Consider the following 20224-nt stretch of genomic DNA (forward strand, 5'->3'; position numbering starts at 1 on the left):
TCTAAAGGACAGGTTCACATGGCGCGCGACAAGATTGCTTTGATTGGCTCCGGTCAGATCGGCGGAACGCTGGCTCACCTCATCGGCCTGAAAGAACTGGGCGACGTCGTGATGTTCGACATCGCCGAGGGCATGCCGCAGGGCAAGGCGCTCGACATCGCGCAGTCATCGCCGGTCGACGGCTTCGATGCGCACTACACCGGCGCGAACTCCTACGAGGCGCTCGACAACGCCAAGGTCTGCATCGTCACCGCCGGCGTGCCGCGCAAGCCCGGCATGAGCCGCGACGACCTCCTCTCCATCAACCTCAAGGTCATGGAGCAGGTCGGTGCCGGCATCAAGAAGTACGCTCCCGACGCGTTCGTCATCTGCATCACCAACCCGCTCGACGCGATGGTCTGGGCGCTCCAGAAGGCGTCGGGCCTGCCGCACAAGAAGGTCGTCGGCATGGCCGGCGTGCTGGATTCCGCGCGCTTCCGCTACTTCCTGGCCGACGAGTTCAACGTCTCCGTTGAAGACGTCACCGCCTTCGTGCTCGGCGGCCATGGCGACACCATGGTGCCGCTGGTGAAGTACTCCACCGTCGCCGGCATTCCGCTGCCCGACCTCGTCAAAATGGGTTGGACCTCGCAGGCGCGCCTCGACGAGATCGTCGACCGCACCCGCAACGGCGGTGCCGAGATCGTCAACCTGCTCAAGACCGGTTCGGCCTTCTATGCCCCGGCCGCGTCCGCCATCGCGATGGCCGAGAGCTATCTGAAGGACAAGAAGCGCGTGCTGCCCTGCGCCGCCTATCTCAACGGCGAATACAGCGTAAAGGACATGTATGTCGGCGTGCCCGTCGTGATCGGCTCCAAGGGCGTCGAGCGCGTCGTCGAGATCGAGCTCGGCGGCAAGGATCGCGAGGCCTTCGATAAGTCGGTCGGCGCCGTGCAGGGCCTGGTCGACGCCTGCAAGAAGATCGCCCCCGATCTTCTCGGCCGCTAAGGCGCAGACAATACCCCGCCGAAGATCGAAAACCGGTCTTCGGCGGTTTCACTTCCGGACCCCGGCTGCAACCCTTGTTGAAGGCTGGGCGGGGTTCCGGTTCGCAGTCCAGAGATCTCGAAGTCAAAGAATCCGGGTTGCAGTTCCTGTGGTATATGGTATGCCAGCCACAAGACTGAGGTGGGCCCATGGGGTCACCGCCCGCGGGTTCAGGGAGCGACCATATGAATATCCATGAATATCAGGCCAAAGCGCTGCTGAATGAGTTCGGCGTGCCGATCTCCAAGGGCGTGCCGGTCCTCAAGGCCGCCGACGCGGAAGCTGCGGCAAAGGCACTGCCCGGCCCGGTCTGGGTGGTGAAGAGCCAAATCCACGCCGGTGGCCGCGGCAAGGGCAAGTTCAAGGAAGCCAGCGCTGGCGACAAGGGCGGCGTCCGCATCGCCAAATCGGCGGCCGAGGTCGCCGAGTTCGCCAAGCAGATGCTGGGCGCAACCCTGGTGACCGTGCAGACCGGCCCGGCCGGCAAGCAGGTCAACCGCCTCTACATCGAAGACGGCTCCGACATCGACAAGGAATTCTACCTCTCGATCCTGGTCGACCGCGAGACCTCGCGCGTCTCCTTCGTCGTCTCGACCGAGGGCGGCGTCAACATCGAGGACGTCGCGCACAACACCCCCGAGAAGATCGTCACCTTCTCGGTCGATCCTGCGACCGGAATCATGGGCCATCACGGCCGCACCGTTGCGAAGGCGCTGAACCTGTCCGGCGATCTCGCCAAGCAGGCTGAGAAGCTCACCGCGCAGCTCTACGCGGCCTTCGTCGCCAAGGACATGTCGATGCTGGAGATCAACCCGCTGGTCGTGACCAAGCAGGGCCAGCTCCGCGTGCTCGACGCCAAGGTGTCGTTCGACGACAACGCGCTGTTCCGTCACCCCGAGGTGCTCGCGCTGCGCGACGAGACCGAGGAAGACGCCAAGGAAATCGAGGCGTCCAAGTACGACCTCAATTACGTCGCCCTCGACGGCAACATCGGCTGCATGGTCAACGGCGCCGGCCTCGCCATGGCGACGATGGACATCATCAAGCTCTACGGCATGGCGCCGGCCAACTTCCTCGACGTCGGCGGCAGCGCCAGCAAGGAGAAGGTCGCGGCCGCGTTCAAGATCATCACCGCCGATCCCAACGTGAAGGGCATCCTGGTCAACATCTTCGGCGGCATCATGAAGTGCGACGTGATCGCCGAGGGCGTCACGGCGGCCGTGCGCGAGGTTGGCCTCAGCGTGCCGCTGGTGGTCCGCCTCGAAGGCACCAATGTCGAGCTCGGCAAGAAAATCATCCGTGAATCCGGCCTGAACGTGGTGCCGGCCGACAATCTCGACGACGCCGCGCAGAAGATCGTGAAGGCCGTCAAGGGAGGCTAAGGCCATGGCCCAGGACCATCTCGCCGCATCATCTCCGCTCCCCGAGCATGCGCGTCTCGCCGCGTTCGCCGGCGAATGGAATGGCGAAGAGGTGGTCTTTCCGTCGCGCTGGACGGAGGGCGGACCGGCGACCTCTCACGTCGTCGCGCGCATGGACCTCAACGGATTCTATCTGATCCAGGACAGTGTCCAGATGCGCGACGGCAAGCAGGTCTTCGCCACCCACGGCATCTTCACCTACGATCGCGACGACCGGACCTACAAATTGTTCTGGTACGATTCGCTCGGCTACACGCCGCCCTCGCCCGCCTCAGGCGGGTGGGTCGGCAAGACCCTGACGTTGGTGCGCGGCTCGCTCCGCGGCAATGCGCGCCACGTCTACGAGATCATCGACGACAATTCATACTCGTTGAAGATCCAGTTCTCGCCGGACGCGGAAGGCTGGTCCGACGTCCTCACCGGCGTCTACCGCCGCATCCACTGACCCTCTCACTCGTTAGTTCGCGAAAGCAGACCTCATGTCCATCCTGATTGACAAGAACACCAAGGTCATCTGCCAGGGCTTCACCGGCAAGAACGGCACCTTCCACTCCGAGGCCGCGATCGCCTACGGCACCAAGATGGTCGGCGGCACCTCGCCGGGCAAAGGCGGCTCGACGCATCTGGGCCTGCCGGTGTTCGACACCGTGCGCGAGGCGCGTGAGAAGACCGGCGCCGACGCGTCGGTGATCTACGTGCCGCCGCCGGGTGCGGCGGACGCGATCTGCGAAGCCATCGACGCCGAGATCCCGCTGATCGTTTGCATCACCGAGGGCATTCCGGTCGTCGACATGGTCCGCGTGAAGCGTTCGCTGATCGGCTCCAAGTCGCGCCTGATCGGGCCGAACTGCCCGGGCGTCATGACTGCCGGCGAGTGCAAGATCGGCATCATGCCCGCCAACATCTTCAAGACCGGCTCGGTCGGCATCGTCTCCCGCTCCGGCACCCTGACCTATGAGGCGGTGTTCCAGACCTCCCAGGAAGGCCTCGGCCAGACCACCGCGGTCGGCATCGGCGGCGACCCGGTCAAGGGAACCGAATTCATCGACGTGCTGGAGATGCTGCTCGCCGACCCCAAGACCGAATCGATCATCATGATCGGCGAGATCGGCGGTTCCGCCGAGGAGGACGCCGCCCAGTTCCTCAAGGACGAGGCTAAGCGCGGTCGCAAGAAGCCGATGGTCGGCTTCATCGCTGGTGTCACGGCCCCTCCCGGCCGCCGCATGGGTCATGCCGGCGCGATCATTTCGGGCGGCAAGGGCGACGCCGGTTCCAAGACCGAAGCGATGAAATCGGCAGGGATTACAGTGTCTCCGTCGCCCGCCCGCCTCGGCCATACGCTTGCCGAAAAGTTGAAGGGTTAATTCACTTCTTCGTGCTTTTCCGGGCGAAGTTTCGCAGCAAATAGGGTAAAGGGTGCCTGTCGCGTCGAGCCCTGTCGGGGGAGCTCGGCGCCAGCGCCGTTTGTTATGCGCGAACCGAAATCGCCAGGAACTCAAGTATGTCTCGCCAGGACGCGAACGCAGCCTTTGCCTTGTCATCCTTTTTGCAGGGCACCAACGCCACCTACATCGACGAAATCTACGCCCGCTACGAGAAGGACCCGTCCTCGGTCGACGCCGAGTGGCGGGAGTTCTTCAAGAGCCTCAACGACCAGCCCACCGACATCGGCAAGAACGCGGAAGGCCCGTCCTGGGAGCGTGACAACTGGCCGCTGACCCCGCGGGACGATCTGACCTCCGCACTCGATGGCAACTGGGCCGAGGTCGAGAAGGCGGTCGGCGCCAAGATCGCCGCCAAGGCGCAGGCCAAGGGCGCGGACATCTCCTCCGCCGATGTCCTCCAGGCCACGCGCGACTCCGTTCGCGCCCTGATGCTGATCCGCTCCTACCGCATGCGCGGCCACTTCCACGCCAAGCTCGACCCGCTCGGCATCGAAGCTCAGCGCAATCGCGAAGAGCTCGACCCGCGCACCTACGGCTTCAGCGAAGCCGATTACGACCGAAAAATCTTCCTCGATCATGTGCTCGGTCTCGAATACGGCACGCTGCGCGAGATCACCGCGATCTGCGAGCGCACCTACTGCCAGACGCTCGGCGTCGAGTTCATGCATATCAGCAATGCCGCGCAGAAGGCCTGGATCCAGGAGCGCATCGAGGGACCCGATAAGGAGATCTCGTTCACGCGCGAAGGCCGCAGAGCCATCCTGATGAAGCTGGTCGAAGCCGAAGGCTTCGAGAAATTCTGCGACACCAAGTTCACCGGCACCAAGCGCTTCGGCCTCGACGGCGGTGAATCGCTGATCCCCGCGCTGGAGCAGATCATCAAGCGTGGCGGCAATCTCGGCGTGAAGGAGATCGTGCTCGGCATGCCGCATCGCGGCCGCCTCAACGTGCTGACGCAGGTGATGGGCAAGTCCCACCGCGCGCTGTTTCACGAATTCAAGGGCGGCTCCGCCAACCCGGAGGACGTCGAAGGCTCCGGCGACGTCAAGTATCACCTCGGCGCCTCCTCGGACCGCGAGTTCGACGGCAACCGCATCCACCTGTCGCTGACCGCCAACCCCTCGCATCTCGAGATCGTCGATCCCGTGGTGCTCGGCAAGGTCCGCGCCAAGCAGGACCAGCACGGCGATCCGCCGGATATGCGCATCTCCGTGATGCCGCTCCTGATGCACGGCGACGCTGCGTTCGCCGGCCAGGGCGTGGTCGCCGAGTGCTTCGGCCTGTCGGACCTGAAGGGCTACCGCACCGGCGGCTCCGTACACTTCATCGTCAACAACCAGATCGGCTTCACCACCTATCCGCGTTACTCGCGCTCCTCGCCCTATCCGTCCGATGTGGCGAAGATGATCGACGCGCCGATCTTCCACGTGAACGGCGACGATCCGGAAGCCGTGGTGTTCGCCGCCAAGGTCGCGATCGAGTTCCGGCAGAAGTTCCACAAGCCCGTCGTCATCGACATGTGGTGCTATCGGCGCTACGGCCACAACGAGGGCGATGAGCCGGCGTTCACCCAGCCGGTCATGTACAAGCGGATCGCGGCCCATCCCTCGACGCTGTCGCTCTATGCCAAGCGCCTGATCGCCGAGGGCGTGGTCACCGAGGGCGAGGTCGACAAGCTGAAGGCCGACTGGCGCGCGCGGCTCGATGCCGAGTTCGAGGCCGGCACCTCCTACAAGCCGAACAAGGCCGACTGGCTCGACGGCAAGTGGGCCGGCTTCAAGATCGCCGATCAGGAAGAGGATGCGCGGCGCGGCGTCACCGGCGTCGACATCGCCACGCTGAAGGACATCGGCCGCAAGATCACCAAGGTGCCGGACGGCTTCCGCGTTCACCGCACCATCCAGCGTTTCCTCGACAATCGCTCGAAGGCGATCGACACCGGTACCGGCATCGATTGGGCGACCGGCGAGGCGCTGGCGTTCTGCTCGCTGCTCAACGAAAACCACCACGTCCGCCTGTCCGGACAGGATTCGGAGCGCGGCACCTTCTCGCAGCGCCACTCGGTCCTGATCGACCAGGAAGACGAGAGCCGCTATACGCCGTTCAACCATCTCGGTCACGAGCAGGGCCACTACGAGGTCATCAACTCGCTGCTTTCCGAAGAGGCCGTGCTCGGCTTCGAATATGGCTACTCGCTCGCCGAGCCGAATACGCTGACGCTGTGGGAAGCCCAGTTCGGCGATTTCGCCAACGGAGCGCAGGTCGTGTTCGACCAGTTCATCTCCTCGGGCGAACGCAAATGGCTGCGCATGTCCGGCCTCGTCTGCCTCTTGCCGCACGGCTATGAGGGCCAGGGTCCGGAGCACTCCTCGGCGCGCCTCGAGCGTTACCTGCAGATGTGCGCGGAAGACAACATGCAGGTGGTCTACCCGACCACGCCGGCGAATTACTTCCACGTGCTGCGGCGACAGCTGCATCGCGAGATCCGCAAGCCGCTGATCATGATGACGCCGAAGTCGCTGCTGCGCCACAAGCGGGCGGTGTCGCGTCTCGAGGAGCTCGCGAAGGGCACGACCTTCCACCGCATCCTCTACGATGACGCCCAGATGCTGCCGAACGAGGCGATCAAGCTCGTTCCAGACGAGAAGATCCGCCGCATCGTGCTGTGCTCCGGCAAGGTCTATTACGACCTCTATGAGGAGCGCGAGAAGCGCGGCATCGACGACATCTATCTGATGCGGGTCGAGCAGCTCTATCCGGTGCCGCTGAAGGCGCTGGTGGCCGAGCTGTCGCGCTTCAAGAAGGCCGAAGTGGTGTGGTGCCAGGAAGAGCCCCGCAACATGGGTGCCTGGCACTTCATCGAGCCCTATCTGGAATGGGTGCTGAACCAGGTGAACGGCGCGAGCCGGCGTCCGCGTTATGTCGGTCGCGCCGCTTCCGCCGCGACCGCCACGGGTCTGATGTCCAAGCATCAGGCTCAGCTGAAGGCGTTCCTGGACGAAGCACTGAGCTGAACTTTTTGAACTGCGTCATGCCCCGCCTCGTGTGCAACCAGCGCACCGAAGCGGGGCATCCAGTAGCCGTGACGTGAATGCAAACGTCCGGCTTGCTGGATGGCCTGCTTTTCGCCGGCCGATGACATCTGAATTCATGACCGCTACTGGCGATCCCTTAAGGAAGAGACCATGACTGAAATTCGTGTGCCGACGCTCGGCGAATCCGTCACCGAGGCCACCATCGGCCGCTGGTTCAAGAAGGCCGGCGACCCCGTCGCTGTCGACGAGCCCTTGGTGGAGCTCGAGACCGACAAGGTCACCATCGAAGTCCCGGCGCCCTCCGCGGGCACGCTGAGCGAGATCATCGCCGCCGATGGCGCGACCGTTGCTGTGGGCGCGCTACTTGGTCAGATCACTGACGGTGCCGGCGCTGCCAAGCCCGCCGCCGCGCCGGCCAAGGCTGCGGCTCCTGCTGCTGCCGCTGCTCCCGCGCCGGCTCCCGCTGCCGCCAAGGCGCCCCCGGCCGATGCGCCGCTCGCCCCGTCCGTGCGCAAGCTCTCGGCCGAGACCGGCATCGACGCCTCCACCGTTCCGGGCTCGGGCAAGGACGGTCGCGTCACCAAGGGCGACATGCTCGCTGCGATCGAGCGTGCGGCGTCCGCGCCGACCCCGGTCAACCAGCCCGCCGCCGCCGTTCAGGTGCGTGCGCCGTCGCCGGCCGATGACGCCGCGCGCGAAGAGCGCGTCAAGATGACCCGGCTGCGCCAGACCATCGCGCGCCGCCTCAAGGACGTGCAGAACACCGCGGCCATGCTGACGACCTTCAACGAGGTCGACATGACCAACGTCATGGCGCTGCGCGCGCACTACAAGGACGCGTTCGAGAAGAAGCACGGCGCCAAGCTCGGCTTCATGGGCTTCTTCACCAAGGCCGTCGTGCAGGCGCTGAAGGACATCCCGGCGGTCAACGCCGAGATCGACGGCAGCGACCTGATCTACAAGAACTATTATCACATCGGCGTCGCCGTCGGCACCGACAAGGGCCTGGTCGTGCCCGTGGTGCGCGACTGCGACCACAAGTCGATCTCCGACATCGAGAAGAGCATCGCCGATTTCGGCCGCCGCGCCCGCGACGGCCAGCTCAAGATCGACGAGATGCAGGGCGGCACCTTCACCATCACCAATGGCGGCATCTACGGCTCGCTGATGTCGACCCCGATCCTGAACGCGCCGCAGTCCGGCATTCTCGGCATGCACAAGATCCAGGAGCGGCCGATGGTCGTCGGCGGCAAGATCGAGGTCCGCCCGATGATGTATCTGGCGCTGTCCTACGATCACCGCGTGATCGACGGCAAGGAAGCCGTGACGTTCCTGGTTCGCGTCAAGGAGAGCCTGGAAGATCCGGCGCGCCTGGTGCTCGATCTCTGATCCCCAATGCTTTGGGAAGCGCCGTCGCGACTGACGCGACGGCGCGTGTTGAACCATGGAGGCGCGCGTGACAGATAAGGTCGTTGTCATCACCGGCGGCAGCCGCGGCATTGGGCGGGCGACCGCGCTTGCGGCAGCCGCGCGCGGCTTTCGCGTCGTGGTCGGCTACGCCAGCAACAAGGCGGCCGCCGACGAGGTGGTCGCGCAGATCGAGGCCAGCAACGGCAAGGCCATCGCGGTGAAATGCGATGTTGCCGAGGAAAGCGACATCCTCAACCTGTTCAGGGAAGCCGACAAGTTCGGCACGTTAGGGGCCCTCGTCAACAATGGCGGCATCGTCGGCAAGAGCGGCGTGCGGGTCGATGAGATGTCGGCCGAGCGCATCCAGCGCGTCATGGCGGTCAACGTCACCGGCTCCATCCTCTGCGCGCGCGAGGCGGTGAAGCGGATGTCGACCAAGCATGGCGGCAAGGGCGGCGTCATCGTCAACCTGTCGTCGGTCGCCGCCAAGCTCGGCTCGCCCAACACCTATGTCGATTATGCCGCGTCCAAGGGCGCGATCGATTCCTTCACCATCGGCCTCGGCTATGAGGTTGCGAACGAGGGCATTCGCGTCGCGGGCATTCGCCCGGGCCTGATCGACACCGAAATCCACGCCGCCGGCGGCGAGCCCGATCGTGCCCATCGTCTGGCCCATCTTGTGCCGATGAAGCGCGTCGGCACCGCCGACGAAATCGCCAATGCCATCGTCTGGCTGCTGTCGGACGAGGCTTCCTACGTCACCTCAGCCATTCTCGATGTGTCCGGCGGACGCTGATGCGCCGCGCGGACGCTGACACATCCTCATCACGCTAAACCTACGGGACTTTCTCTCATGGCTACCTACGATCTCGTCGTCATCGGCACCGGACCGGGCGGTTATGTCTGCGCGGTGCGCGCGAGCCAGCTCGGCATGAAAGTGGCTGTGGTCGAAAAGAACGCAACGCTCGGCGGCACCTGCCTCAATGTCGGCTGCATGCCGTCCAAGGCGCTGCTGCACGCCTCCGAGATGTTCGAGGAAGCCGGCCATTCCTTCGCCAAGATGGGCGTGAGCGTTCCCGCGCCGAAGCTCGATTTGCCGGCGATGATGAACTTCAAGCAGCAGGGCATCGACGGCAACGTCAAGGGCGTCGAGTTCCTGATGAAGAAGAACAAGATCGACGTGCTCAAGGGCGCCGGCAAGATCTTGGGCATCGGCAAGGTCGAAGTCTCCGCCGACGGCAAATCGCAGGTGGTCGAGACCAAGAACATCGTGATCGCCACCGGCTCCGACATCGCGCGCCTGAAGGGCATCGAGATTGACGAGAAGCGCATCGTGTCCTCGACCGGCGCGCTGTCGCTGGAAAAGGTGCCAGGCAGATTGCTGGTCATTGGCGCCGGCGTGATCGGGCTCGAACTCGGCTCCGTGTGGCGCCGGCTCGGATCCGAGGTCATGGTGGTCGAATTCCTCGATCGCATTCTGCCCGGCATGGACGGCGAGATCGCCAAGCAATTCCAGCGGATCCTTGAAAAGCAGGGATTTGCATTCAAGCTGGGTTCGAAGGTCACCGGCGTCGAAGCGAACAGCAAGGCGCTGCTCGCGAAAATCGAACCGGCTGCCGGCGGTGCCGCCGAGACCATCGAGGCCGACGTCGTTCTGGTCTGCATCGGCCGCGCGCCCTACACGGACGGGCTCGGCCTGAAGGAAGCCGGCGTCGCGCTCGATGCGCGCGGCCGCGTCCAGATCGATCCGCATTTCGCCACCAGCCTGAAGGGCGTCTATGCCATCGGCGACGTCGTCGCCGGCCCGATGCTCGCGCACAAGGCCGAGGATGAAGGCGTTGCGGTTGCCGAGATCATCGCCGGGCAAGCCGGCCACGTGAATTACGATGTGATCCCCGGCGTCGTGTATACCACGCCGGAAGTGTCCTCCGTCGGCAAGACCGAGGAGGAATTGAAGCAGGCAGGCACAGCTTATACCGTCGGGAAGTTTCCCTTTACCGCCAACGGCCGCTCCAAGGTCAACCAGACCACCGAGGGCTTTGTGAAGGTACTCGCAGATGCGAAGACCGATCGCGTGCTCGGCGTGCACATTATCGGCCGCGAAGCCGGCGAAATGATCCATGAAGCCTGCGTTCTCATGGAGTTTGGTGGCAGCGCGGAAGATCTCGCGCGCACCTGCCACGCGCATCCGACCCGCTCGGAGGCGGTCAAGGAAGCCGCGCTTGCAGTCGGCAAGCGGGCCATCCATATGTAGCGACGCGCCCAGCACCGAAACGGGCGGGGAACACATGCTGCGCCGCCTCCTTCAACCGGTCTGGGTCCTGCTTGCGATCGTCTTCCTGATCGAAGCCTGGCTGTGGGACCATCTCGAACCGATCGTCGCAAAGGTCGTCGCAGCCATCCCGCTCGCGCGGTTCAAGCAATGGCTGACGGAGCGCGTCGATGCGCTGTCGCCGGCCATGACGCTGATCGTGTTCGCGGTCCCCATCATCCCGCTGTTTCCGCTCAAGCTGGTCGGCCTGTGGCTGCTGGCGCACGAATACTGGACCAGCGCAGTGTTCACGATCGTGTTCGCGAAGATGCTCGGCGTCGGCGTCACCGCCTTCGTGTTCGATGTGACGCGCGACAAGCTCCTGGAGATGCACTGGTTCGAGCGGATCTATGATCTGGTGCTGAAGGTGCGCGCCAGGGCCGCGGAGCTGGTCGACCCGATCAAGCGCCGCATCCGCCAGCTGATCGCCGGCGACGGCGAGGGCTGGTCCTCCCGCACGCTGCGCCTGATCCAGCGCTTCAGGAAGAGCGTGCACCAGGCGCGGTGAACGCGCTACATACTCGGTACCGTCGCCACACACTCGCTGTCATCGCCAGGCTTGACCGGGGCGATCCAGTACTCCGAGACGGTAGTGATGGAATCGAGGAGCCGCGGCGTACTGGATGCCGGTCAAGCCGGGGCATGACACTGTCCGTGTGGCGTCAAACCACGCGCCTCAGCTCCTCAATGCAAATGCAACAGATGCGGCCACCACAGGCCGAGCGCGGTCATGATGAGGCCGGCGAGCGTCAGCACGCCGCCGACATAGGCGAGCGCGAACATGCCGGTGATGATGGTCGCTGACGCCAGCACGATGCCGATCTGGAAGGCCGCCGACGCCAGCTCGAAATGGTGGTATTTCGCGGTGGCCTCGTCGCGATCGTGCTCCGCATGCTTGGCCTTCTCGGCGAGCTGCTCGGTGCCTTCGCCGGTCTCGGGCTCGGAGCGGTAGCGCTGCGCGGTCTTGGTCCAGTCGTCGACCTGCTTCTGTACCGACGCCTTCAGCGCGTCATCGCTCGTGCCGGCGAGCGTCAGCTTGCCCTGCTCGGCCGCGGTCTGCACGACGGTGCGGCGGATGCTCTTGGCCTGGAAGAACGCCCAGAGATTCGCGGCCTCGACGTTCTTGCTGATCGATTCGGTCTGGGCACCCTTGCCGAGCGTTTCCGAGATCGCAAGGAATAGCGCCAGCACGGCAATCAGGAGCGCAATCTTCTTGTTCGAGCCGGACGCGTGTTCGGCGTGCTCGGCATGCTCCATGCTTTCATGTGCGCTCATAAATCCCTCCTGCCTCGGTTCCGCAACGATTGACCGAACCGCGTGCGCTGCGCAAGAGGCACGCGAGCTATGACGAGAGTATGTCAGTCTGTCGGCGCTCGTGTCCCGGACGCGGCGCAGCGTGTAACGCTGCGACGCTGAGCCGGGACCCAGAAAGCTTCAGACGATTGCGCGGTGGCATGGGCCCCGGCTCAGCAGCGCACCGCTGAAGGAGCGCTGCGCCGCGCCGGGGCATGAGAGCCTGTAAGGCTTCAGCGCCGCGGATGCGCGCTGGCATAGACTTCCAGCAGCCGCTCGGAATCGATGCCGGTGTAGACCTGCGTGGTCGAGAGCGAGGAATGGCCCAGCAATTCCTGGATGGCGCGTAAGTCGCCGCCGCGCGAGAGCAGATGCGTGGCGAAGGAATGCCGGAGCGCGTGCGGCGTCGCGCTGTCGGGAAGTCCCAGCGCGCCGCGCAGCCGCTCCATCGCGAGCTGGATGATGCGCGGGCTCAAGGGACCACCGCGCGCGCCGACGAAGATGGGGCCGTCGGCGGGCAGCGGATACGGGCACATCGAAGCGTATTCCTGCACCAGCTCGAGCACGTTCTGCAGCACCGGCACCATGCGGGTCTTGTTGCCCTTGCCTGTCACGACCAGCACGTCTCCTTCGCCGGGCCGCGGCACCTCGCGGCGCTTCAGGCCGAGCGCTTCGGAGATGCGCAGGCCCGAGCCATACAGCAGGGCCATCACCGCGGCGTCGCGCGCCAAAATCCAGGTATCGCGTTCCTCGCCAGCGCGCTCGTCAGCGTCGGCAAGACGCTTTGCCGATGCCATCGGCAGCGGCTTCGGAAGACTTTTTGCGACTTTTGGCGCGCGGATCGCAGACAGCGCGCCGACCTTGCCCTTGCCCTCACGCTCCAAAAAACGTCCAAACGAACGCAGGCCCGCAAGCGCCCGCATCAGGCTGCGTCCGGCAATGTCGTCGGCGCGGCGCATCGCCATGAAGGCGCGCACGTCTGTGGCCTCCAGCGATGCAAACCGCTCGAGCGTCACCCGCTCACCCCAATGGCTGCACAGGAAATCCAGGCACTGCCGCAAGTCACGCCCGTAAGCCTCCAGCGTCTTCGGCGACAGTCGCCGCTCGGCGCCGAGATGCGACAGCCAGCGCGCCATCTCCTGCGCGATCGAGGGATCGGCGCTGGCGAGCTCGATGTGTGGGGCGGCCGCTTTGTTCATGCGCTCTGGACGTGGTGACTCCGCACAGTATATCGCATCACACTCGTTTATCGTTCGCTAAGGCCGCCGCGCGGCGCTAGCCTCAAGTCCCCGGGTTCCGATTCTCAGCTCATGGATCACACGTCGCGCAGCAACACCGCCCCCGCCAACGCGACCCGCATGGTCGACGTGCTGGTGCCGGTCGCGCTCGACCAGACCTATTCCTACAAGGTGCCGCGCGGCATGGAGCTGAAGGCGGGCGATCTCGTCGGCGTGCCGCTTGGCCCCCGCGAGGTGCTGGCCGTGGTCTGGGGCGAAAACGCCAATCCCGATCCGCGCCTGCACAATCGCCTCAAGGAGGTCAATGAGAAGCTCGACATTCCGCCTTTGAAACCCGAGCTGCGCCAGGTGGTCGACTGGGTCGCTAATTACACGCTGAGCCCGCGCGGCATGGTGCTGCGCATGTGCCTGCGCATGGGCGAGAATCTCGGTCCCGAGCGGGCGCGCGCCGGTGTGCGCTTGGTCGGCGATCCCCCGAAGCGGCTGACCCCGGCGCGGCAGCGGGTGATCGCGCTGCTATCGGACCGGCTGCTGCACGGCAAGTCCGAGGCGGCCAAGGAAGCCGGCGTCTCCTCAGGCGTGATCGACGGCCTCGTCGACGAAGGCACGCTCACGGTGGAGCCGATGCCGCCGCCTCCGCCGCCGCCGGCGCCCGATCCGGAATTCGGCCGGCCGGATTTCACGCCGCTGCAGCGCTCTGCGGTCGACACCATGCGCGCGCTCGCGGCCAACGGCACGTTCCACGTCGCGCTGCTCGATGGCGTCACCGGCTCGGGCAAGACCGAGGTCTATTTCGAAGCCGTGGCCGAGGTGATCCGTCGCGGCAAGCAAGCGTTGATCCTGATGCCGGAGATCGCGCTCACCGGCCAATTCCTCGACCGCTTCGCACAGCGTTTTGGCGTGCGGCCGATCGAGTGGCACTCCGAACTCACGCCGCGCACCCGCGCGCGCAATTGGGCCGCGATCTCCGCAGGCACCGCACCGGTCGTGGTCGGCGCGCGCTCGGCGCTGTTTCTCCCTTATGCCAATCTCGGCCTCATCGTCGTCGATGAGGAGCACGATCAGGCCTACAAGCAGGACGACGGCGTGCATTACCACGCCCGCGACATGGCGGTGGTGCGCGGGCATATCGCAAAGATCCCGGTCGTGCTGGCCTCCGCCACGCCATCGGTCGAATCCGAGGTCAATGCGCGCAAGAACCGCTATCAGCGCATTGCGCTGCCCTCGCGCTTCGGCGGCCAGCATATGCCGCATATCGAGGCGATCGATCTGCGCCGCGAGCCGCCCGCGCGCGGCCGCTTCATCTCGCCGCGGCTTGCCGGCGAGATCAGGACCGCGATCGAAAAGCGCGAGCAGGCGCTCTTGTTCCTCAACCGCCGCGGTTATGCGCCGCTGACGCTCTGCCGTGCCTGCGGCCATCGCTTCGCCTGCACGATCTGCGACGCCTGGCTGGTCGATCACCGCTTCCGCCAGCGTCTGGTCTGTCACCATTGCGGTTTCTCGATGCCGCGCCCGCATATCTGCCCGAACTGTTCGGCCGAGGAATCGCTGGTGGCCGTCGGTCCCGGCGTCGAGCGCCTGCAGGAGGAGGCGGCGGCGTTGTTCCCGCAAGCGCGCACCATGGTGCTGTCGAGCGATCTCATCACCTCGATCGAGACCATGCGCTCCGAGCTTGCCGAGATCGCGGAGGGACGCGTCGATATCATCATCGGCACGCAGCTCGTGGCAAAAGGTCACAACTTCCCGCGGCTCAATCTGGTCGGCGTGGTCGATGCCGATCTCGGCCTCAGCAACGGCGATCCGCGCGCGGCGGAGCGGACCTGGCAATTGCTCAATCAGGTGATCGGCCGCGCCGGGCGCGAGCAGGGCCGCGGCGTCGGCTATCTCCAGACCCACCAGCCCGATCATCCCGTTATGCGGGCGCTGATCGCCTGCGATCGCGAGGCCTTCTACGACAGCGAGATCGATCTGCGCGAGAAGACGCTCTATCCCCCGTTCGGCCGGCTCGCGAGCCTGATCATCTCGGCCGGCGACCGCCCCAGCGCGGACGGTTTCGGCCGCAAGCTCGTCGCGCTCGCGCCCCGCGACGAGCGCGTCGTGGTGCTGGGGCCCGCGGAAGCCCCGCTCGCCGTCATCAAGGGCCGCTACCGCTTCCGCATCCTGGTGAAATCGGCGCGCGGTTTCGATCTCTCGGATTACCTGCGCAACTGGCTCGCGGTTTGCCCGAAGCCGACGGGCAATCTGAAGCTCGAAGTCGACGTCGATCCGCAGAGCTTTTTGTAATCCTCGAGCTTCGTAGGGTGGGCAAAGCGCGCGTCTTCGTTCGAAGAACGAAGGCGCAGGCGTGCCCACCATGTGTCTCTCGATTGCGGCAACGGAATTGGTGGGCACGCTCCGCCGTCGCTCTGCGAGCGCCGGCGGATGCTTTGCCCACCCTACTATTGTGGAGAGAGCGCGCCTCCATCGCCGTCGCGTGCCCCGGACGCAGCGCGGCGCCCTTCAGCGCTGCGCTGCGCTGCAGAGCCGGGGCCCATGGCGCACAGGGCTCCGCGGCTTCTGGGTCCCGGCTCTACGCCGCAACATTCACGCATTGCAGCTTGTCCGGGACACGAGCGGCAATGATGGCCAACAAAAAAAGCCCGTGGTCCCCCAAGACCACGGGCTTGTTTCATGCGCGCATCAAACCGATGAAAACTGCGCGTGAGGCGCTTGGAGCGCGCCTTAGGAGACGACTTCCGCGGTGACGCGGCCGACGCCGGCGCCGGTGAGGCCGATGGCGCGGGCAGCGCCGGTGGAGAGGTCGAGGACACGGCCGCGAATGAACGGACCGCGGTCGTTGATGGTGACGATCACGCTCTGGCCGCGATGGGTGACGCGCAGCTTGGTGCCGAATGGCAGTGAGCGGTGCGCCGCGGTCAAGGCGTTCTGGTTGAAGCGCTGGCCCGAGGCGGTCCGGCTGCCGGACTCGTTGCCGTAATAGGAGGCCATGCCGGAGAAGCTGTGGCCGGTGCCGGAGGTCGGCGTCATCGACGCATTGGCATTGCGCCAATCGGAGGTCGCGTTGGTGTCAGCTTGGGCGTGGTGGCGGTGATGATGCCGGTGATGCCTGGATTTGGCGGAAGCCTCGGTGGCAGTTCCACCGACGAGGAGAGTTGCGGCAACGAAAGCGATCGCCGTGCGCGGCCGGGTCACAGAGCCCAGCGTCTTCAAAGACAGCATTTAGTGGTCCCTAAGCTAGTATTGCCACATATGTGGCTAGTGGAGCCCCCATCAGTTTGTGAGCGGGTTGGCGTTTCGATTCCTAATGAGGCGTGAATTAGGCAGTAAATCCGCTCTGTTTCGTCATGAAATATCTTGTTACCGGCGCAGGATATTCAGCCGACGTTCCGTAATCTTCGGCTTTAACGATTTATTAACCTACCGATTACTTGTAATTACTGTAAAGCGAAGTCATCGCCTCGATCATTTAGAATTAGGTAAGTATTCCGCGGGTGGAACTGGCGAGGTCGGATTCACGCCTCAGCGATCCGTGTTCATGGCCGCTATGCGCTGGCGGCAGGAACCAATGGAGGGGATCGCGACAGGGCTCGCGCCAAATTTCCGCGACGTGGGAGGACCATCGGCGCCAACTCGTCACCGTCGCTCTCGAGGCGTCGCCGGCTGCGACGAACTGGCGACCGAACCTCGTGCCTTTAATTTGGCGTCATGTTGCACCTGCGCGCCTGCTATGTTAGCAAAGCCGCGATTTTAACGAGCCCGGCACCTCCCGTGCTGGTCGAAAATCGAAGTCCCGCTTGAATTCCAAGGGCTTGGATCGCTAGGCGCCGCTTCGTGGCGACGGTTTTTCCCTTGCGAGTTTGACAGCAAAAAGAGCGCGTCTGTGGCTGCAGAAGATACGTCCGTTTCAGGTGTGTCCGGCCGTTATGCAACGGCCTTGTTTGAACTGGCCCGCGACCAGAAAGTGGTCGACGAGGTCAAAGCCGATCTCGACAAATTCGATGCCCTGCTGAACGAAAGCGCCGATCTCAAGCGCCTCGTCCGCAGCCCGGTGTTCGCGGCGGACGCTCAGTCCAAGGCCCTCTCGGCCGTGCTGGACAAGGCCGGCATCGCCGGCATCTCCGCCAATTTCCTGAAAGTGCTGACCGCCAATCGCCGTCTGTTCGCGGTGGCCGACGTCATTCGCGCCTATCGCGCTCTCGTCGCCAAGTTCAAGGGCGAGACGACGGCCGACGTCACCGTGGCGGAAGCGCTCTCGGACAAGAATCTCGATGCCCTCAAGGTTGCCCTGAAGTCGGTGACCGGCAAGGACGTCGCGCTGAACGTGAAAGTCGATCCCTCGATCATCGGTGGCCTCGTCGTCAAGCTGGGCAGCCGCATGGTGGATGGTTCGCTTCGCACCAAACTCAATTCGATCAAGCACGCGATGAAAGAGGCAGGCTGATGGACATCCGCGCCGCGGAAATTTCCGCGATCCTCAAGGACCAGATCAAGAATTTCGGCCAGGAAGCTGAAGTCTCCGAAGTCGGACAGGTGCTGTCCGTCGGCGACGGTATCGCCCGCGTCTATGGTCTGGACAACGTCCAGGCCGGTGAAATGGTCGAATTCGAGAACGGCACCCGCGGCATGGCGCTGAACCTCGAAACCGACAACGTCGGTGTCGTTATTTTCGGTGCCGACCGCGAGATCAAGGAAGGCCAGACCGTCAAGCGCACCCGCGCCATCGTCGACGCACCGGTCGGCAAGGGCCTGCTCGGCCGCGTCGTCGACGCGCTCGGCAACCCGATCGACGGTAAGGGTCCGATCCAGGCCGACAAGCGCATGCGCGTCGACGTCAAGGCGCCCGGCATCATTCCGCGCAAGTCGGTGAGCGAGCCGATGGCAACCGGCCTCAAGGCCATCGACGCCCTGATCCCGATCGGCCGCGGCCAGCGCGAGCTGATCATCGGCGACCGCCAGACCGGCAAGACCGCGATCGCGCTCGACACCATCCTGAACCAGAAGCCGCTCAACGCGCAGCCCGACGAGAACATCAAGCTGTACTGCGTCTACGTCGCGGTCGGCCAGAAGCGTTCGACCGTCGCTCAGTTCGTCAAGGTGCTGGAAGAGCAGGGCGCGCTCGAATATTCGATCGTCGTCGCCGCAACTGCGTCGGACCCGGCGCCGATGCAGTACATCGCGCCGTTCACCGGCTGCACCATGGGCGAGTATTTCCGCGACAACGGCATGCACGCGGTCATCATCTATGACGACCTCTCCAAGCAGGCCGTCGCCTACCGCCAGATGTCGCTGCTGCTGCGCCGCCCGCCGGGCCGCGAAGCCTATCCGGGCGACGTGTTCTATCTGCACTCCCGCCTGCTTGAGCGCGCGGCGAAGCTGAACAAGGACCAAGGCTCGGGCTCGCTGACGGCGCTGCCGGTCATCGAAACCCAGGCCAACGACGTGTCGGCCTACATCCCGACCAACGTCATCTCGATCACCGACGGCCAGATCTTCCTCGAAACCGACCTGTTCTTCCAGGGCATCCGTCCTGCCGTGAACGTCGGTCTGTCGGTGTCGCGCGTCGGCTCCTCGGCGCAGACCAAGGCCACCAAGAAGGTCGCCGGCAAGATCAAGGGCGAGCTCGCGCAGTACCGCGAAATGGCGGCGTTCGCGCAGTTCGGCTCCGACCTCGACGCCTCGACCCAGCGCCTGCTCAACCGCGGTTCGCGCCTCACCGAGCTCTTGAAGCAGCCGCAGTTCTCGCCGCTGAAGATGGAAGAGCAGGTCTGCGTGATCTGGGCTGGCACCAACGGCTATCTCGATCCGCTCCCGCTCAACAAGGTGCGCGCGTTCGAGGACGGCCTGCTCTCGCTCTTGCGCGGCAAGCACGCCGACATCCTCAACGCGATCCGCGACAGCCGCGACCTCTCCGACGACTCCGCTGCCAAGCTGAAGTCGGTGGTCGAAGGCTTCGCGAAGTCTTTCGCTTAAGCGGCGTCATGGCCGGGCAAAAGGGCGAAGCGCGTCTTCGCATTTGATGTCCCGGCCATCCACGCGTTTCGGCTTGCAAGGAAGAACGTGGATGCCCGGGACGAGCCCGGGCATGACGACTGGGATAGGCTAGCGGCTTGATCGTTAGGGTCGAACCGCCGGGGTGAACGAAGAATGGCGTCACTTAAAGACATGCGCGTGCGCATCGCCTCCACCAAGGCGACGCAAAAGATCACCAAGGCCATGCAGATGGTCGCGGCCTCGAAGCTGCGCCGCGCGCAGACCGCGGCGGAAGCCGCGCGTCCCTATGCCGACAAGATGAGCGCGGTGATCTCCAACATCGCCAGCGCCGCGGCGGGCTCCCCCGGCGCGCCGACGCTGCTGGCCGGTACCGGCCGCGATCAGGTTCACCTGCTGCTGGTCTGCACCGGCGAGCGCGGCCTGTCCGGCGCCTTCAACTCCTCGATCGTGCGTCTCGCCCGCGAGCACGCGCAGGCGCTGATCGCGCAGGGCAAGGAAGTGAAGTTCTTCTGTGTCGGCCGCAAGGGCTACGAGCAGCTCCGCCGCCAGTTCGACAAGCAGATCGTCGAGCACCTCGACCTGCGCAGCGTGCGCCAGCTCGGCTTCGTCAACGCCGAGGACATCGCCAAGAAGGTGCTGGCCCGTTTCGACGCTGGCGAGTTCGATGTCTGCACGTTGTTCTACTCGAAATTCAAGTCGGTGATCGCACAGGTCCCGACCGCTCAGCAGATCATTCCGCTGGTTGTCGAGGAAGGCGGTGCGAACGGCAGCGCGACCTCTTACGAATATGAGCCGGAGGAGGACGAGATACTCACGCGCCTGCTGCCGCGCAATCTCGCGGTGCAGATCTTCCGCGCCCTGCTCGAGAACAACGCTTCGTTCTACGGCGCGCAGATGTCGGCGATGGACAACGCCACCCGCAACGCCGGCGAAATGATCCGCAAGCAGACGCTGGTCTACAACCGGACCCGTCAGGCTCAGATCACCAAGGAACTCATCGAAATCATCTCCGGCGCAGAAGCAGTCTGACCGGACACGAAATTCGGATCGAAGG

Annotated in this window: 16 protein-coding genes; 13 read left to right on the top strand and 3 right to left on the bottom strand. The window is 64.7% G+C overall.

Annotated features, from left to right (window positions below; genetic code table 11):
* Positions 1 to 18: 18 nt before the first annotated feature.
* The 9 genes from mdh to P6U29_RS01960 all read left to right on the top strand — a co-directional run bounded on the left by mdh (position 19) and on the right by P6U29_RS01960 (position 11156).
* Positions 19 to 987: a malate dehydrogenase gene (mdh, locus tag P6U29_RS01920; protein WP_407116082.1), complete on the top strand. Its 969-nt coding sequence runs from the start codon at positions 19 to 21 to the stop codon at positions 985 to 987.
* 224 nt (positions 988 to 1211) lie between these two features.
* Positions 1212 to 2408 (top strand): ADP-forming succinate--CoA ligase subunit beta, encoded by a 1197-nt coding sequence (gene sucC, locus P6U29_RS01925; RefSeq protein WP_407116083.1) that lies wholly within the window; start codon positions 1212 to 1214, stop codon positions 2406 to 2408.
* A 4-nt stretch (positions 2409 to 2412) separates the two neighbouring features.
* Positions 2413 to 2892, top strand: a complete 480-nt coding sequence (locus P6U29_RS01930) for a DUF1579 domain-containing protein (protein ID WP_407116084.1) — start codon at positions 2413 to 2415, stop codon at positions 2890 to 2892.
* A gap of 34 nt (positions 2893 to 2926) precedes the next feature.
* Complete coding sequence (gene sucD, locus P6U29_RS01935; RefSeq protein ID WP_407116085.1) at positions 2927 to 3811, top strand: succinate--CoA ligase subunit alpha; 885 nt, start codon at positions 2927 to 2929, stop codon at positions 3809 to 3811.
* 137 nt (positions 3812 to 3948) lie between these two features.
* The gene (locus P6U29_RS01940; RefSeq protein WP_407116086.1) at positions 3949 to 6906 is read left to right on the top strand and encodes a 2-oxoglutarate dehydrogenase E1 component; all 2958 of its coding nucleotides are present in this window, start codon (positions 3949 to 3951) and stop codon (positions 6904 to 6906) included.
* Positions 6907 to 7077: 171 nt separating this feature from the next.
* Positions 7078 to 8316 carry a 2-oxoglutarate dehydrogenase complex dihydrolipoyllysine-residue succinyltransferase gene (odhB, locus tag P6U29_RS01945; protein WP_407116087.1) on the top strand — a complete coding sequence of 413 codons (1239 nt, stop codon included), beginning with the start codon at positions 7078 to 7080 and terminating at the stop codon, positions 8314 to 8316.
* A 55-nt stretch (positions 8317 to 8371) separates the two neighbouring features.
* Positions 8372 to 9133: an SDR family oxidoreductase gene (locus P6U29_RS01950; protein WP_407116088.1), complete on the top strand. Its 762-nt coding sequence runs from the start codon at positions 8372 to 8374 to the stop codon at positions 9131 to 9133.
* A 57-nt stretch (positions 9134 to 9190) separates the two neighbouring features.
* Positions 9191 to 10591 carry a dihydrolipoyl dehydrogenase gene (gene lpdA, locus P6U29_RS01955; RefSeq protein WP_407116089.1) on the top strand — a complete coding sequence of 467 codons (1401 nt, stop codon included), beginning with the start codon at positions 9191 to 9193 and terminating at the stop codon, positions 10589 to 10591.
* Between the two features lie 34 nt (positions 10592 to 10625).
* Complete coding sequence (locus P6U29_RS01960; RefSeq protein ID WP_407116090.1) at positions 10626 to 11156, top strand: hypothetical protein; 531 nt, start codon at positions 10626 to 10628, stop codon at positions 11154 to 11156.
* A 176-nt stretch (positions 11157 to 11332) separates the two neighbouring features.
* On the opposite strand, the gene P6U29_RS01965 is transcribed toward P6U29_RS01960, so the two are convergent.
* A complete protein-coding gene (locus tag P6U29_RS01965) occupies positions 11333 to 11923 on the bottom strand; it encodes a DUF4337 domain-containing protein (protein ID WP_407116091.1) in 591 nt (196 codons plus the stop codon).
* Positions 11924 to 12174: 251 nt separating this feature from the next.
* Positions 12175 to 13140 carry a tyrosine recombinase XerC gene (locus tag P6U29_RS01970; protein WP_407116092.1) on the bottom strand — a complete coding sequence of 322 codons (966 nt, stop codon included), beginning with the start codon at positions 13138 to 13140 and terminating at the stop codon, positions 12175 to 12177.
* Positions 13141 to 13251: 111 nt separating this feature from the next.
* On the opposite strand from P6U29_RS01970, the gene P6U29_RS01975 reads away from it, so the two are divergent.
* Positions 13252 to 15462: a primosomal protein N' gene (locus tag P6U29_RS01975; protein WP_407116093.1), complete on the top strand. Its 2211-nt coding sequence runs from the start codon at positions 13252 to 13254 to the stop codon at positions 15460 to 15462.
* A gap of 438 nt (positions 15463 to 15900) precedes the next feature.
* On the opposite strand, the gene P6U29_RS01980 is transcribed toward P6U29_RS01975, so the two are convergent.
* Complete coding sequence (locus P6U29_RS01980; RefSeq protein ID WP_407116094.1) at positions 15901 to 16398, bottom strand: septal ring lytic transglycosylase RlpA family protein; 498 nt, start codon at positions 16396 to 16398, stop codon at positions 15901 to 15903.
* Positions 16399 to 17059: 661 nt separating this feature from the next.
* Here P6U29_RS01980 and P6U29_RS01985 point away from each other — a divergent pair.
* From P6U29_RS01985 to P6U29_RS01995, 3 genes are all read left to right on the top strand, one after another.
* On the top strand, positions 17060 to 17620 hold the full coding sequence (locus P6U29_RS01985; RefSeq protein ID WP_407116095.1) for a F0F1 ATP synthase subunit delta: 561 nt from the start codon (positions 17060 to 17062) through the stop codon (positions 17618 to 17620).
* The gene (gene atpA, locus P6U29_RS01990) at positions 17620 to 19149 is read left to right on the top strand and encodes a F0F1 ATP synthase subunit alpha (RefSeq protein ID WP_407116096.1); all 1530 of its coding nucleotides are present in this window, start codon (positions 17620 to 17622) and stop codon (positions 19147 to 19149) included. The genes P6U29_RS01985 and atpA overlap by 1 nt, the downstream gene beginning before the upstream one ends.
* A 174-nt stretch (positions 19150 to 19323) precedes the next feature.
* On the top strand, positions 19324 to 20199 hold the full coding sequence (locus tag P6U29_RS01995) for a F0F1 ATP synthase subunit gamma (RefSeq protein WP_407116097.1): 876 nt from the start codon (positions 19324 to 19326) through the stop codon (positions 20197 to 20199).
* Positions 20200 to 20224 lie beyond the last annotated feature (25 nt).

Origin of the sequence: Bradyrhizobium sp. LMG 9283 (assembly GCF_045571415.1) — a bacterium.
Classification (GTDB): domain Bacteria; phylum Pseudomonadota; class Alphaproteobacteria; order Rhizobiales; family Xanthobacteraceae; genus Bradyrhizobium.

Bases quoted from the DNA above. Each gene is read 5' to 3' on its own strand.
- P6U29_RS01950 (WP_407116088.1), top strand. From the start codon at position 8,372: ATGGAGGCGCGCGTGACAGATAAGGTCGTTGTCATCACCGGCGGCAGC.
- P6U29_RS01940 (WP_407116086.1), top strand. From the start codon at position 3,949: ATGTCTCGCCAGGACGCGAACGCAGCCTTTGCCTTGTCATCCTTTTTG.
- P6U29_RS01975 (WP_407116093.1), top strand. From the start codon at position 13,252: ATGGATCACACGTCGCGCAGCAACACCGCCCCCGCCAACGCGACCCGC.
- P6U29_RS01970 (WP_407116092.1), bottom strand. From the start codon at position 13,140: ATGAACAAAGCGGCCGCCCCACACATCGAGCTCGCCAGCGCCGATCCC.
- sucD (WP_407116085.1), top strand. From the start codon at position 2,927: ATGTCCATCCTGATTGACAAGAACACCAAGGTCATCTGCCAGGGCTTC.
- mdh (WP_407116082.1), top strand. From the start codon at position 19: ATGGCGCGCGACAAGATTGCTTTGATTGGCTCCGGTCAGATCGGCGGA.
- atpA (WP_407116096.1), top strand. From the start codon at position 17,620: ATGGACATCCGCGCCGCGGAAATTTCCGCGATCCTCAAGGACCAGATC.
- lpdA (WP_407116089.1), top strand. From the start codon at position 9,191: ATGGCTACCTACGATCTCGTCGTCATCGGCACCGGACCGGGCGGTTAT.
- P6U29_RS01980 (WP_407116094.1), bottom strand. From the start codon at position 16,398: ATGCTGTCTTTGAAGACGCTGGGCTCTGTGACCCGGCCGCGCACGGCG.
- odhB (WP_407116087.1), top strand. From the start codon at position 7,078: ATGACTGAAATTCGTGTGCCGACGCTCGGCGAATCCGTCACCGAGGCC.
- P6U29_RS01930 (WP_407116084.1), top strand. From the start codon at position 2,413: ATGGCCCAGGACCATCTCGCCGCATCATCTCCGCTCCCCGAGCATGCG.
- P6U29_RS01965 (WP_407116091.1), bottom strand. From the start codon at position 11,923: ATGAGCGCACATGAAAGCATGGAGCATGCCGAGCACGCCGAACACGCG.
- P6U29_RS01995 (WP_407116097.1), top strand. From the start codon at position 19,324: ATGGCGTCACTTAAAGACATGCGCGTGCGCATCGCCTCCACCAAGGCG.
- sucC (WP_407116083.1), top strand. From the start codon at position 1,212: ATGAATATCCATGAATATCAGGCCAAAGCGCTGCTGAATGAGTTCGGC.
- P6U29_RS01960 (WP_407116090.1), top strand. From the start codon at position 10,626: ATGCTGCGCCGCCTCCTTCAACCGGTCTGGGTCCTGCTTGCGATCGTC.